We start from the raw sequence: 12,255 nt of genomic DNA on the forward strand, positions 1-12,255 counted from the left end.
CACGGTGAGCGGCTGCGGTCTCGGCGTCGGCCTGGTCGGCCTGGGCGGCATCGGCACGATGCACGCCCGGGCGCTCGCCGAGCTCCCGGGCCGGGCACGGCTCGTCGCGGTCAGCGGGAGCGGCACGCCCGGCACCGGTCCCGTGCCCGCGCGGCTGCCGCCGCACGAGGTGATCGCCCACCCGGACGTCGACGTCGTCGCGATCTGCACCCCGAGCCACACCCACGCGGCGCTCGCGCTGGCCGCCCTCGAGGCCGGGCGGCACGTCGTCGTCGAGAAGCCGCTCGCGCTCGACGTCGGCGACGCGCTGCGCGTCGCGCGAGCAGCGCACGACCGCGGCCTGTCGGTCTCGATGATCGCGCAGCGCCGCCTGGAGCCGGAGTACCGGGCGCTCGCGCGCGCCGTCACCGACGCGGCGCTGGGCGACCTGCGCCTCGCGGTCACCCAGGTGCCCTGGCACCGTGACGACGGCTACTACCGCGCGGCGCCGTGGCGCGCAGCGCCCGGCCGCGGCGGCGGGTCCCTGATGAACCAGGGTGTGCACAGCGTCGACCTGCTGCGGTGGGTGTGCGGTCGGGCCTGTGGCCCGGTCGAGTCGGTGACCGCGCAGGCAGGCACCCTCGCGCACGACGTCGCGGTCGAGGACACGACGGTCGCGACGCTCCGGTTCGCCTCCGGCGCGCTGGGCGTCCTGACCACGACGACGGCGACCCCGCCCGGCTTCCCGGCGACCCTCGCCGTGTACGGGTCGCAGGGCTCGGCCGAGCTCGGCCAGGGCGCCGTGCTCCGCTGGGACGTGCCGGGCGTGCCGCCGCCGTCGGCGGCGGCGAGCCCGACGAGCGGCGCCGCGGACCCGCTGGCCATCGGGCACACGGGGCACCTGGCGCAGTGGGCGCGGATCGTCGACGCGCTCGAGGCGGGCACGCCCGTCCCGGTCGGGGTCGACGACGCCGTCGAGACGGTGCGGCTGCTGTGCGCGATCGAGGAGGCCGCGGCGTCGGGCCGGGCGGTGCGGCCGGCTGACCTGGGGGCCGCACCCTGACCGTCACGCGCGCGCACCGGTCCGCGGCGCCGCTCACGCCGGCGTGACGGCGTCCCCCGGGTGGTCGGCGCGCAGGCCGTCGAGCGTGACGGTGAGCAGCCGGCGCCAGCCCTCGGGCCTGCACGCGTCGGTGACCTCCACGGTGTGACCGAGCGCGACGAGCAGGAGCAGCACGTCGTCGGTGGTGACGCCGGGGCGGAGCAGGCCCGCGGCGTCGGCTCGGGCGCGCAGCTCGTCGATGACGAGGCGGAGCTGCCCGATCCCCTCCCGATCGGGCTCGGCCCAGGTGAGCGCGAAGTGCTCCAGGGTCGCGCGGTGACGGGCGTAGCCGGTCAGCGCCTGCTCGAAGAAGTCGGTGAGCGCAGCCCAGGGGTCCGTGGCCCGGGCGGCCGCGTGTCGTGCCGCCTCGGCCCACCGCGTGAAGTCCTGCCGCAGCACGGCCTCGACCAGGTCCGACTTCGTGGGGAAGTGGCGGTACAGCGTGCCCATCCCGACGCCGCTGCACCGTGCGATCTCACGGACGTCGACGCTGGTTCCGTACTCGGCCATCGCGGCCGACGCGGCCGCGACGATCGCCTCCCGGTTGCGGACGGCGTCGGCGCGGCGGGGGCGGTCCGGCGACGTCGGAATCGTGGTCACGAGGACAGGGTACCCGAAGGCGGAGCGCCTGCTCCGCTTGTGGTACGTTCCGGAGCACGTGCTCCGCTGAGAAGAGGTATCGCATGTCTGACGCACCCCTGAGCTGGAACGACAGGATCGTCGCCGAGTTCCGGGCGAACGGCGGCTACGCCGCCTGGAGCAGCCCGGAGGACTTCGCCGCCGGGCGCCCCGTGCCGCCCCGGGTGCCCGGCCTGGACGGGCCCGGGATGCCGCTGATCCTGGTGCACCACACCGGGGCAAGGACCGGGCGCGAGCGGGTCAGCCCGCTCTTCTTCCAGCCGGTCGACGACGGCTGGGCCGTCTTCGCCACCCACGGCGGCAGCCCGCACGACCCGGCCTGGTACCGGAACCTGATGGCGCACCCGCGGACCACCGTCGAGACGGGCGACGAGGAGGTGCCCGTGGTGGCCCGTCTCGCGCAGGGGGAGCAGCGCGCGCGGATCTGGTCCCGGCAGGTCGCGCTCATCCCGAAGTTCGCCGAGTTCGAGGCGGCCTCCGGCCGGGAGATCCCCGTGGTCGTGCTGCAGCGCGTGACGCCGGCCGCCGCGGCCGGGGAGTGAGGCGTCAGAGCCGGTCGAACGGGGCCGCGTACCGGAACTCTCCCGCGTACTCCGCACGCCACGCCGACAGCGCACGCGCCTGGAACGCCGCGCCCCACGTGGGGTCCGGCGCCGAGATGCCCAGCTCGTGCGCGGGGACGAAGCCGAAGCGCCCGTAGAACGCCGGGTCCCCGAGCAGGACCACGGCGGGCTCACCCAGCGCGTCGGCCGCCCCGAGCAGGGCGTGCAGCAGCGCCGAGCCGACGCCGCGGCCCTGGTGGTCCGGGCGCACGCTCACCGGGCCGAGCCCGAGCACCGGGCGGCCCGCCATCCGGCCGCGGGTCGCCACGGCGTGGCCGAGGAGCTCGCGGCCGGACGCGTGGTGCTGCGCGACGAGCGCCAGCTCGGGCACCCAGCCCGCGTCCGCGCGCAGCCACCCGACCAGCGTGGCCTCGCCCGGGACGCCGTCGGGCTCGACCGGGGGCGCCGAGTGGGCCACCCCGGCGAAGGCGGCCGCGGTGAGCGCGCGGATCTCGGGGGCGTCGGACGGGCGCTCGCGGCGGATCAGCATGCCGTCACCGTGGGCCTCCGCCCGGCCGGGAGGCAAGGTGAATTCGCGGTGGCTCGGCCCGGCTCCCTCAGGGCTCCCGCGGGAGGAGGGTGGTGGCGCCGCTCCAGAGGGCCCCGGCGTTGAGCCGGTCCGGGAACCGCCCGAGCATCGCGTCGAAGAACTCGAGCGCGGTGCGCGTCGTGCCCAGGAGCTCGGCCGCCGCCCGCAGGTAGGCGCGGGTCTCCGCGACGGTCCGGGTCGCGTCGTCGTCGAGCCGCTCGTCCTTGTGGCCGGCGACGACGAACCGGGGCCTCAGGCCCGCGACGACGTCGAGCGCCTGGAGCCACCGGGCGATCCCGTCGCCCTGGGCCTCCCGGAGGAACTGGTGGACGCCGTTGTAGACGACGTCGCCCGCGACCACGAGGCCGAGGTCCGGCACGTGCAGGACGCTGGTGTCGTCCGTGTCGGTGTGGCCGACCTCGACGATCCGCAGCTCGTGGCCCTCGAGGTCGATCCGGTTGCCGTCCGGCACGACCGCGGTGACCGGGGCGTCGGGGATCTGGCCGGGGAAGAGCGCGTCCCAGAAGGTCGGCCGCAGCCGGGCGTTGGCCTCCATCTGCGTGGTCGTCCCGGCGGACGCGACGACCTGGGCGCCGAAGCGCTCGGCGAGCGTGGGAGCGCCGAACCAGTGGTCGCCGTGCCCGTGGGTGACGACGATGTGCGTGAGGCGCTTGCCCGACGCCTCGACCCAGTCGCCGACCTGTTCGGTCTGCGCGGTCGTGAGGGGCGGGTCGACCAGCACGGCGTCGCGCTCGCCGGAGACCAGGGTGACCGACAGCGGGGAGAACATGCGGCGGTCCCCGTTGGGCCGCCCAGGACCGGTTCGAGGACGCCTTCGGTGCCGAGGAGGCGGCGGTGCTGCGACGCGCGCTGCACGCCGTGCTCGACACCGAGCTCGATCCCTGGGTCGAGTGAGGGGCCGACCGGGCTCCCGTCCGGTTACAGCGTCGCCGGGCGCGCCGTCGGTGCCATCCGGCTGAGCCGCTCGATCTCGGCGACGACCTCGGCGGGCGGGGTGTCGAGACCGTCGACGCCGAACCGGATCGGCGACGGCACCTCGACGCGGCGGCCCTGCTCGTCGTTCATCTCGAAGTCGGCGTACAGCTCGCGGACGTCGGGCGCGAGCCGGGCGAGGAACGCCTCGGGATCGGCGACCGTCACGAAGACGAGGAGCTCGTCGACCAGCACCTCGGTGTCGTCGGGGTCGTCGTCGAGGTCGATCTCGTGCTCCTCGAGCCGGTAGAGCCCGTGGTGGCGGCGGACCTCCCAGGACACGACGTCGGCCCACCGCACGCGCAGGCCGCCCCACGCGGCGAAGCCCTGCTGGTCGAGGACGAGCGCCGGCTCGGGCGGCGGCTGCGTGCGGCGGCGCCGCGCCTCGCGGAGGCTGCCCGTCAGGCTGCTGACGCCGACGACGACGAGGAGCGCGCCGCCGATCAGCCCGAGGGACCGCAGGTCGCCCGACGACACGACCGACCCGACGAGCAGGGCGACGCCCCCGAGCGCGAGGACGGCGCCGAGCGCAGTGCCGCGTGTGGTCGGTGGCGGTGCGGGCACGGCGGGGCGGAACTCGCGGGTCGACATGGCGGGAACCTACCGTGCCGTCAGCGCACCGGCTCGTAGGCCACGCGGCCGGGGGGATGGCTCCGTGCCGGCCGGGCCAGCTCGTCGAGGACGCGCAGGAACCCGGCCTCGCCGATCACCGGGATGCCGTAGGCGGCGGCCTTGCGGGCCTTGCCGGACAGGGAGTCGGGATCGGCGGCCACGACGAGGCGGACCTGCCGGGTCACCGCGCCGTGCGGGACGAGCCCGGCCTCCCTGGACCGGCGGTGCCACACGTCGCGCGGCTCGTCCATCGCACCCGTGAAGACGACGAGGTCGCCCGGGCTCACCGTGAAGCGCCGCGGGCGGGGTGCGGGCGCCCCCTCGCCGAGGGGTGCTGCCCGCTCCAGGAGGACGGCCGCGTCGGCGGCGGGGACCTCGAGCAGCGCGGCGACGGCCGCGAGGTCGGTGGCCTCCGCGGTGTCGAGCACGCCGTCGGACCAGGCGGCGGCCGCGAGGCCGGCGAGGTACTCGCGGTGCAGGGCGTCGGCGTCGGCGCGCCCGAGGCTGAGCCGCGTGCACAGCGCGGCGAGCTGGTCGTGCTCGCGGGCCGAGATGTGCCGGTCCAGCAGAGCGCTGTCGACGAGCCCGAGGTACTCCTCCTGCGCCGCCGCCGGGACCGGACGTCGCCCGCCGGCGGCGAGCCGGGCGAGGAAGTGCGTGTCCCGCTCCCGGGCGACGCCGCGCCGGACGGGCTCGGCCGCGGCGGCGGGGACCGCGGGCCAGGGCGTGGTCGCGGCCAGCTCGACGACGTCGTCCCAGCCGGACACCGCGTCCCGTGCGCCGGCGGCCAGGTAGACCCGCAGGAGCTCGGCGGTGGCCCGTGCGTCGGCCAGGGCCTCGTGCGCGGCGTCGAGCGCGATGCCGTGGTGGAGGCACGCACCGGCGAGCGAGCGCGGCGCGGTGGGGAAGAGCTGCGTGCCGGTGCGCATCGTGCACAGCGTGGTCGGCTCGATGACCGGGACGTCGTACCCGAGCGCGGCGAACGCGTGCCAGACGAACCGGCGGTCGAACTGCGCGTTGTGCGCCACGAACGTGCGCCCGCGCAGGCGCTCGGCGACGTGCCCGGCGACGGCGCCGAAGGGCGGGGCGTGCCGGACGTCCGCCGCGCTGATGCCGTGCACCTGCTGCGGGCCGAGGTCCCGCCCGGGGTCCACGAGCGTGGCCCAGGTGTCCTCGACCCGGCCGTCGGGGTCGACCAGCACGATCCCGATCTCCGCGATGCGGTCGTGCCCGCCGGGGAACAGCCCGGTGGTCTCGACGTCCACGACGGCGTAGCCGGTCACGCGTGCTCCCTCTCGACGGCGGTGGCAGGACCGCGCCATCGTCGCAGGGGAGGTGCCTCGTCCCGTGGTCCGACACGGGCGGGAGCGGGTCCGGGCGATGAGTTCACGGCGCCGCCGCCGTCTGCCCGCACGAGCCCACCACCGACCGGGAGACCTCATGAAGCTGCTGCTCACGTCCGCCGGTGTCCGGAACCCGAGCATCGAGGCGGCGCTGACCCGCCTGCTCGGGCGGCCGGTCGCCGAGTGCACCGCCCTGTGCGTCCCCACCGCGCTGTACGGACACCCGTGGGTCGGCCCGGGGCGCAACGCACGGGACTTCGTCACCGGGCGGTCGGACCACCTGACGGGCCTGGGCTGGGAGTCGGTCGGCCTGCTCGAGCTGACCGCCCTGCCGAGCATCCCCGAGGAGCGCTGGGTCCCGCTCGTGCAGGAAACAGACGCGCTGCTCGTCGCGGGCGGTGACGCCCTCTACCTCGCCCACTGGATGCGTCTCTCCGGCCTGGCGGAGCTCCTGCCGTCGCTGGAGCGCACCGTCTGGGTCGGCATGAGCGCGGGCAGCATGGTGCTCACGCCGCGCATCGGGGACGACTTCGTGGGCTGGGAGCGGCCGGACGACGGCGGCGACACCGCGCTCGGCGTCGTGGGGTTCTCGATCTTCCCGCACCTGGACCACCCGGACCTGCCGTCGAACACACTGCCTGCGGCCGAGCGGTGGGCCGCAGGGATCGGTGGGCCGGCGTACGCGATCGACGACGAGACGGCGATCGTCGTCGACGGGCCCGGGGCGAACGCCGAGGTGGTGTCCGAGGGGGCGTGGCACCGGCTCGGATGAGGGGCGGCTACGCCGTCTCCCGGGCCTCCTGGGCGTCGGCGACGGCGCCGCCGTGATCCTTGGCCCAGTCGTTGAGGGCCTCGATCGGCCCGACGAGCGTGGACCCGAGCTCGGTCAGGCGGTACTCGACGCTGCGGGCCGGCCCGGTGCGACGGTCGACCAGGCCGTAGCCCTGGAGCCGGCGCAGGGTCTGGGTGAGCACCTTGCGCGAGATGCCGCCCACGAGGCCGACCAGCTCGCTGTGGCGGCGGGCGCCCTGGCCGAGGCCGAAGAGCACCAGCGCGGCCCACTTGTCGGACAGGATCTCCGTCGCCAGCCGCGCCGGGCAGTCGGCGAGGAACGATGACGGCGGGCCGGTGTGCGTGCGGCCGTCGGGCATGACGTCACGGTACCAACTGGTTCCTTCGCGCTCCGTAGCGTCGGTGCGAGAGATACCCGACACGGAGGAGAACCACCATGACGCGAGTCGTCGTCCACGACATCTTCGGCGGCCCGGAGGTGCTGCGCGTCGTCGAGCGGCCGACGCCGGAGCCGCACGCGGGGGAGGTGCGCGTGCGGGTCGAGGCGTTCGCGGTGAACCCGCTCGACCTGATGATGCGCGCGGGCACGTCGCCCGCGCCGGTGCGTCTGCCCGGCGCCCGGCTCGGCATCGAGGCGACCGGGGTCGTCGACGCCGTCGGCGAGGGGGTCGTCGGCGTGCCGGTCGGTGCACCCGTCGTCGTCACGGCGATCCCGGACCCGGCGGTGGACGGGAGCTACGCGGAGCATCTCGTGCTGCCCGCGGACCGGGTGGTGCCGCGTCCGGCGGAGCTCGACGCGGTCGCGGCGGCGGCGTGGTGGGTCGCCGCCTCGACCGCGTACGGCGCGCTCGTCGAGACCGCAGGGATGCGTCCCGGCGACCGGGTGCTGGTCACAGCGGCCACGGGCGGCGTGGGGCGGGCGGCGCTCCAGGTGGCCGCCCAGGTCGGTGCGGTCCCGATCGCGGTCACGCGGCACGGTGCGCGGCGGGACGAGCTCCTCGCCGCGGGCGCCGCCGCCGTCGTGGCCACCGACGAGGACGACCTCGTGGCCGCCGTCCGGCAGCACACCGGGGGCGCCGGTGCCGACGTCGTCCTCGACCTGGTGCGCGGGCCGGGCCAGGCGGACCTCGTCCGGGCGACGCGGCCCGGCGGGACGCTCCTCGCCGCCGGGTTCCTCGACCCCCGGCCCGCGCCACCCGTGGACGGGCCGGTAACCGTGCACGACTACAGGGGCTTCGCGCACACGACGGACCCGGCGGTGGTGCGGCGTATGGCGGCGTTCCTCGGAGCGGGCGTGCGGCTGGGGGTGATCCGGCCCGCGGTGGGCCCCGTGCTCGGGCTGGACGACGTGGTGGCGGCGCACCGGCTGGCGGAGGAGGGGGCGGGGGCGGGGAAGGTGGTGGTGACGGTGTGAGCCACGCGCACGGGCGCCCGACAGCTATGACGAGGTCTGGTCCGCGAGGAGCCGCTCGACGAGACCGTGCACCCAGGCCGGGTCGAGGGGGAAGTTTGTGAAGACCGCGCGGTAGTACAGCGGAGCGAGGATCGCGTCGGTGGTCTCCTCGATGCCGGGCGGCTCGTTGCCTCGGGCGCGGTCGCGCTCGAGGATGGCGACGAGCTGGTTCTCTCGTTCGCTGCGGCAGACAGCGGCACCCTGCTCCCCACCGATGCCGACGGTCGCGCGGACGAGCGCGAGGGTGTCCGGGTCGGTCAGGTCCTTGGCGAGTCCGGCAGCGTACCGGTCCAGGTCGGCGCGGAGGTCCCCGGTGTCCGGCACGACGAGGTCTCCCGCGAACCGGCTCGCGCTGACGTCGGCGAGCAGCTCGGCGACCGTGCCCCAGCGGCGGTACACGGTCGTGGGATGCACCCCGGCTCGCTGGGCGATCGTCGGGATGGTCAGCGCCTCGGCGGCCCCCTCGGCGGCGAGCTCGAGTGCCGCACCATGGACGGCCGCACGGACGCGGGCGGAGCGTCCGCCGGGGCGGACGGCCCGGGAGGAGCGGGATGCGACGGTGGTGGCCATGCGCCCATTGTCGCATCGATCACTGCGTTTGTATTGCAGTGATCATTGCGTTAGTGCTACGTTGCCGGAGCACTAACGCAACGATCACTGCGAGGTACTCATGTCAGTCGAGGCGTCGAAGACGGCCGGAGGGCCGCCCCGTACGCGAGACCGCAAGCCGCCCACGGTGCGCACGAGGCGCGTTTTCTACGCCCTGGCCACCGTCTTCGTCCTGTTCCTTGCGGCGTCGAGCGCGCCGTCGCCCCTCTATGCGATCTACCAGCAGCATTGGCACTTCAGCGCCTGGGTGCTGACCGTCGTCTTCGCGCTCTACGTCGTCGGGCTGCTCGCGGCGCTGCTCGTCGTCGGAGGTCTGTCGGACCACGTGGGCCGCCGACCCGTTCTCGCCGCGGCCGTCGGACTGGAGGTGCTCGCCCTCGTCACCTTCCTCGCCGCGGAGGACGTCGGAGTGCTCGCGCTCGCCCGGGTGCTGCAGGGCATCGCCACTGGCGCCGCGACGACGACGCTCAGCGCGGCGTTGGTCGACCTCGAACCGGCCCGTGGGCGCGCAGGGATGTTCACCGCCGTGGCGCCCCTGGCCGGGCTCGCCGCCGGCGCCGTCGGGTCGGGCCTGCTCGTTGAGCTGGCGCCCGCGCCGACCCGCCTCGTCTACGCCGTCCTGCTCGTCGGCATGCTGGCCTCCGCGGTCGTCGTCGCCGGTATGCGCGAGACGTCGGGGCGGCGTCCCGGAGCGCTCGGGTCCCTGCGGCCGAGGGTCGGGCTGCCCGCCCACCTGCGGCCGGACATCCTGCCAGTGGTTCCCGTCATGGTGTCCGGCTGGGCGCTCGCCGGGATGTACCTCTCGCTCGGACCGTCCGTCGCTGCGGACCTGCTCGGGCTGCGCAGCGCACTCCTCGGCGGGCTGGTGGTCGGCCTGCTCGTCGGCCCCGGGGCCATGGCGGTCTTCCTCCTGCGAGGCCGGGCCGCGACGGCGCTGCTGGTCCCCGGGGCGCTGCTGCTCGGTGGCGGCACGCTGACCTCGCTCGTCGGAATCCGGGCCGACGCCGCCTGGGCGGCCGCTCTCGGCACGATCCTGGCAGGAGCGGGCCTCGGGACGTCGGTCCTGGCGGCCATGGGAACGGTCGCCCGGGTCGCGCGGCCGCACGAGCGCGGCGAGGTCTTCGCGACGGCGAACGTCATCAGCTATCTGGGCAACAGCGTGCCCGCTGTCCTCGGTGGTATCGCCGTCACCGTGCTGGGGCTGAGGACGGCCACGGAGATCTACGCGGTCACCATCGCGGTGATCGCGCTCCTGGCTCTCCTCCTCCATGTCCGCCGCCTCCGGACGGAGCGCACGACAGCAACGCCCGCGCCTGCGGGCGACCAGCGACCCCGGGAGATCCGATGACCTCGACAGCAGCTCGACCCGGCACCCACCGTGAGGTGAGCCGTGACGGCCACACCACGGTCCGGTACACCGCGACGGGGCCGGCAGGAGGGAGGACGTTCGTCCTCGTCCACGGCTGGGCGTGCGACCGGCGCGACTTCGACGCCGTGACCGCCGCGCTCCCCGCCGACACCCGTGTGCTCGCCGTCGATCTCGCCGAGCACGGCGAGTCCCGCTCGACACGAGACCTCTGGACGGTGGAGGAGTTCGCCCGGGACGTGACGGCGGTGATCGAGGCAGAGTCGGTCGGCTCGGTGATCGTCGTCGGGCACTCGCTCGGCGGTGCCGTGGCGGTGGAGGTCGGGCGGCTGCTGCCCGACGTCGTGACACACGTCGTCGCGCTCGACTCACTGGTCTACCTGTCGCTCTTCCCGGCGCAGCCGCCTGAGCAGGTGCGCGAGATGCGACGCGTGTTCCGGGACGACTTCGCGGGCGCCGTCCGGGGGCTCGTCGAGGGCGGGTCTCCGCGGGGGTTCGACAGGGAGTTGCAGGACCGCTACTACGAGAAGATGGTGGCGGTGCGTCAGCCCGCGGGGACCCGCGCGATCGAGGGCCTCGTGGACTGGGACATGGACGCCGCTCTGGCGGAGGTCACGCAACCGGTGACGGTCTTCGCCGTCGGCGCCCTGGTGGCCCCCGAGGCGCTCGAGCGCTACGGGGACCGGCTCGACATCAGGCTCGTCGACCTCGGCAGCCACCACTTCCCCGTCGAGGACTCGCTCGGTACCGCACAGCTTCTGGCGGACGTCGCGGCTGACTGACGTCCGCCGGCGAGGACGGGGGGTCCGGGCCGGCGGGCGGGGCCGCGTGCCCTGACCCTCCGGCCTGCGTCGTCCCGGGGACGCCGGAAACGCCCCGCGCGCCGGGACCTGGCGCGTGGGGCGTCACGCGGCGCGCAGCGAGCGCGACGGGCCCAGGCCGGCCTCTCGGGCGACCAGCGCGGCGTGGTTGCGGGAGCCGACGCCGAGCTTCGCCAGCACGTTCGCGACGTGGAACTTCACGGTGTTCTCGCTGATCGTCAGCTTCTCGGCGATCTCACGGTTGCGCAGCCCGTCGGCCAGGCCCGTGAGCACCTCGACCTCTCGCGGGCGCAGGGCGGCCAGCGGGTCGCTCGCCGTCGTGTCGACGCCGGTCGCGTCGTCGAGGGGGATCCTGGCGACGACGGTGGTGCCCCAGCCCGGGACCCGCTCGGCCCGGAACGTCCCGCCGAGGGCGCGCGCACTCTCCGCCAGCGCGTCGTCGCCGAGCGGTGAGCCGTCGGTGCCCGGGCCGTCGTCGCGGACGCTGACCTCCAGCCCGTCGCCGAGCGCCCACGCGACCCGGATGCGCCCGGCGTCGCCCTGCTCGAGCACCTGCAGGACGGCGCCGCGGGCGACCGCCCGGGCCGCGTGCGCGACCGCCGCGGGGACGGGCGCGTCGGCGCTGCGGCCAGACGGGCCGGCGAACTCGATCCGCGCGGCCGCGTAGCGCGCCACGGGACGGAGCTCTTCGCGCAGGCGCTCGAACGCCTTCGTGAGCGGTTCGTCGTTGAGCGCACGCTGATGCGTCGTCGCGCTGCGCAGGTCGACCAGTGCGGTGGCGGCGAGGTCGACCGCCGTCTGCCGGGCGGCGCGGTCGTCCAGGTGCCGCGCGCGCAGCGCACCCAGGATGCCGGTGAGCGCGACGCGGTGATGGTCGGTGAGCTCGGTGGTCACCCGGAGGCGTTCACCGGCTGCCGCACGGGACGCACTGAGGTCGATCGCGGTGGCGCGGTCGAAGGTCTGCTGGGTGGCCACGGCGAACAAGGACCAGGCCTCGGCGAGTGTCGTCAGCCGCTCTGCGGGCACCGAGTTGGTGCCCTCACGCACCAGCACCAGCACGGACGACGGCTCGGGCGCCGCCACGACGACGACCGGCCGCAGGTCGCCGGCGAGCTCCGCGTCTCCCTGCCAGTGCGGTGCCGTGCCGATCGCGGCGCCGAGTCGGGCGAGGTCGCTCACGGTGATGCGGGTGGCGACGTCCCGGTCGCCCGCGGTGCCGAGCGGGGCCCGGTCGCACCCGTCGACCAGCATGGCGAGCGCGCGGTGGGGGACGAGGCCGGAGAGCGCCGAGGAGAGCCGCTGCGCGCGTTCGGTCTGGTCGGACGTCCTGAGGGCCTCGGTGATCCCGGCAAGCACGGACATGTCTTCACGGTACGCCGACTCCCTGCGGAACCTCCTACCCGTCCGGGTGGGCA

14 protein-coding genes are annotated in these 12,255 nt (G+C 75.5%); 6 read left to right on the top strand and 8 right to left on the bottom strand.

Annotation, left to right across the window (positions count from 1 at the left end):
* The first annotated feature begins 4 nt into the window (after positions 1–4).
* Positions 5–1,042: a Gfo/Idh/MocA family protein gene (locus tag HLB15_RS03695; RefSeq protein WP_171103800.1), complete on the top strand. Its 1,038-nt coding sequence runs from the start codon at positions 5–7 to the stop codon at positions 1,040–1,042.
* A gap of 33 nt (positions 1,043–1,075) precedes the next feature.
* On the opposite strand, the gene HLB15_RS03700 is transcribed toward HLB15_RS03695, so the two are convergent.
* Entirely contained in the window at positions 1,076–1,681 is a 606-nt protein-coding gene (locus HLB15_RS03700; RefSeq protein ID WP_212759469.1) for a TetR/AcrR family transcriptional regulator, read from the bottom strand.
* Positions 1,682–1,764: 83 nt separating this feature from the next.
* Between HLB15_RS03700 and HLB15_RS03705 the strand changes: the two genes are divergently transcribed.
* A complete protein-coding gene (locus HLB15_RS03705) occupies positions 1,765–2,262 on the top strand; it encodes a nitroreductase/quinone reductase family protein (protein ID WP_171103802.1) in 498 nt (165 codons plus the stop codon).
* A 4-nt stretch (positions 2,263–2,266) separates the two neighbouring features.
* Here the strand turns inward: HLB15_RS03705 and HLB15_RS03710 are convergent, their stop codons facing one another.
* The 4 genes from HLB15_RS03710 to HLB15_RS03725 form a co-directional block, all read right to left on the bottom strand.
* Complete coding sequence (locus tag HLB15_RS03710) at positions 2,267–2,812, bottom strand: GNAT family N-acetyltransferase (protein WP_171103803.1); 546 nt, start codon at positions 2,810–2,812, stop codon at positions 2,267–2,269.
* Positions 2,813–2,879: 67 nt separating this feature from the next.
* Positions 2,880–3,641 carry an MBL fold metallo-hydrolase gene (locus HLB15_RS03715; RefSeq protein ID WP_171103806.1) on the bottom strand — a complete coding sequence of 254 codons (762 nt, stop codon included), beginning with the start codon at positions 3,639–3,641 and terminating at the stop codon, positions 2,880–2,882.
* A 149-nt stretch (positions 3,642–3,790) separates the two neighbouring features.
* Positions 3,791–4,435, bottom strand: a complete 645-nt coding sequence (locus tag HLB15_RS03720; protein WP_171103808.1) for a hypothetical protein — start codon at positions 4,433–4,435, stop codon at positions 3,791–3,793.
* Positions 4,436–4,455: 20 nt separating this feature from the next.
* On the bottom strand, positions 4,456–5,739 hold the full coding sequence (locus tag HLB15_RS03725; RefSeq protein ID WP_171103809.1) for an exonuclease domain-containing protein: 1,284 nt from the start codon (positions 5,737–5,739) through the stop codon (positions 4,456–4,458).
* Positions 5,740–5,896: 157 nt separating this feature from the next.
* On the opposite strand from HLB15_RS03725, the gene HLB15_RS03730 reads away from it, so the two are divergent.
* Positions 5,897–6,571, top strand: a complete 675-nt coding sequence (locus tag HLB15_RS03730) for a Type 1 glutamine amidotransferase-like domain-containing protein (protein ID WP_171103810.1) — start codon at positions 5,897–5,899, stop codon at positions 6,569–6,571.
* A 7-nt stretch (positions 6,572–6,578) separates the two neighbouring features.
* Here HLB15_RS03730 and HLB15_RS03735 read toward each other — a convergent pair whose 3' ends face one another.
* A complete protein-coding gene (locus tag HLB15_RS03735) occupies positions 6,579–6,950 on the bottom strand; it encodes a winged helix-turn-helix transcriptional regulator (RefSeq protein ID WP_171103811.1) in 372 nt (123 codons plus the stop codon).
* A 77-nt stretch (positions 6,951–7,027) separates the two neighbouring features.
* Here HLB15_RS03735 and HLB15_RS03740 point away from each other — a divergent pair, with 77 nt between their 5' ends.
* Positions 7,028–8,005 carry a zinc-binding dehydrogenase gene (locus HLB15_RS03740; protein ID WP_171103812.1) on the top strand — a complete coding sequence of 326 codons (978 nt, stop codon included), beginning with the start codon at positions 7,028–7,030 and terminating at the stop codon, positions 8,003–8,005.
* Between the two features lie 24 nt (positions 8,006–8,029).
* Here the strand turns inward: HLB15_RS03740 and HLB15_RS03745 are convergent, their stop codons facing one another.
* The gene (locus tag HLB15_RS03745; RefSeq protein WP_171103813.1) at positions 8,030–8,614 is read right to left on the bottom strand and encodes a TetR-like C-terminal domain-containing protein; all 585 of its coding nucleotides are present in this window, start codon (positions 8,612–8,614) and stop codon (positions 8,030–8,032) included.
* 166 nt (positions 8,615–8,780) lie between these two features.
* Here HLB15_RS03745 and HLB15_RS03750 point away from each other — a divergent pair, with 166 nt between their 5' ends.
* A complete protein-coding gene (locus HLB15_RS03750) occupies positions 8,781–10,001 on the top strand; it encodes an MFS transporter (protein WP_212759470.1) in 1,221 nt (406 codons plus the stop codon).
* Complete coding sequence (locus tag HLB15_RS03755; RefSeq protein WP_171103817.1) at positions 9,998–10,801, top strand: alpha/beta fold hydrolase; 804 nt, start codon at positions 9,998–10,000, stop codon at positions 10,799–10,801. The genes HLB15_RS03750 and HLB15_RS03755 overlap by 4 nt, the downstream gene beginning before the upstream one ends.
* 123 nt (positions 10,802–10,924) lie before the next feature.
* Here HLB15_RS03755 and HLB15_RS24440 read toward each other — a convergent pair whose 3' ends face one another.
* Positions 10,925–12,202, bottom strand: coding sequence for a helix-turn-helix transcriptional regulator (locus HLB15_RS24440; RefSeq protein ID WP_283243301.1), 1,278 nt, complete (start codon positions 12,200–12,202; stop codon positions 10,925–10,927).
* Positions 12,203–12,255: the final 53 nt, after the last annotated feature.

It is taken from the genome of Promicromonospora citrea (assembly GCF_013004695.1).
GTDB classification, from domain to species: Bacteria; Actinomycetota; Actinomycetes; order Actinomycetales; family Cellulomonadaceae; genus Promicromonospora; species Promicromonospora citrea.

Excerpts from the sequence above, each read along its gene's own strand:
- HLB15_RS03705 (WP_171103802.1), top strand. The coding sequence starts at position 1,765 with ATGTCTGACGCACCCCTGAGCTGGAACGACAGGATCGTCGCCGAGTTC.
- HLB15_RS03710 (WP_171103803.1), bottom strand. The coding sequence starts at position 2,812 with ATGCTGATCCGCCGCGAGCGCCCGTCCGACGCCCCCGAGATCCGCGCG.
- HLB15_RS03715 (WP_171103806.1), bottom strand. The coding sequence starts at position 3,641 with ATGTTCTCCCCGCTGTCGGTCACCCTGGTCTCCGGCGAGCGCGACGCC.
- HLB15_RS03720 (WP_171103808.1), bottom strand. The coding sequence starts at position 4,435 with ATGTCGACCCGCGAGTTCCGCCCCGCCGTGCCCGCACCGCCACCGACC.
- HLB15_RS03730 (WP_171103810.1), top strand. The coding sequence starts at position 5,897 with ATGAAGCTGCTGCTCACGTCCGCCGGTGTCCGGAACCCGAGCATCGAG.
- HLB15_RS03735 (WP_171103811.1), bottom strand. The coding sequence starts at position 6,950 with ATGCCCGACGGCCGCACGCACACCGGCCCGCCGTCATCGTTCCTCGCC.
- HLB15_RS03740 (WP_171103812.1), top strand. The coding sequence starts at position 7,028 with ATGACGCGAGTCGTCGTCCACGACATCTTCGGCGGCCCGGAGGTGCTG.
- HLB15_RS03745 (WP_171103813.1), bottom strand. The coding sequence starts at position 8,614 with ATGGCCACCACCGTCGCATCCCGCTCCTCCCGGGCCGTCCGCCCCGGC.
- HLB15_RS03755 (WP_171103817.1), top strand. The coding sequence starts at position 9,998 with ATGACCTCGACAGCAGCTCGACCCGGCACCCACCGTGAGGTGAGCCGT.
- HLB15_RS24440 (WP_283243301.1), bottom strand. The coding sequence starts at position 12,202 with ATGTCCGTGCTTGCCGGGATCACCGAGGCCCTCAGGACGTCCGACCAG.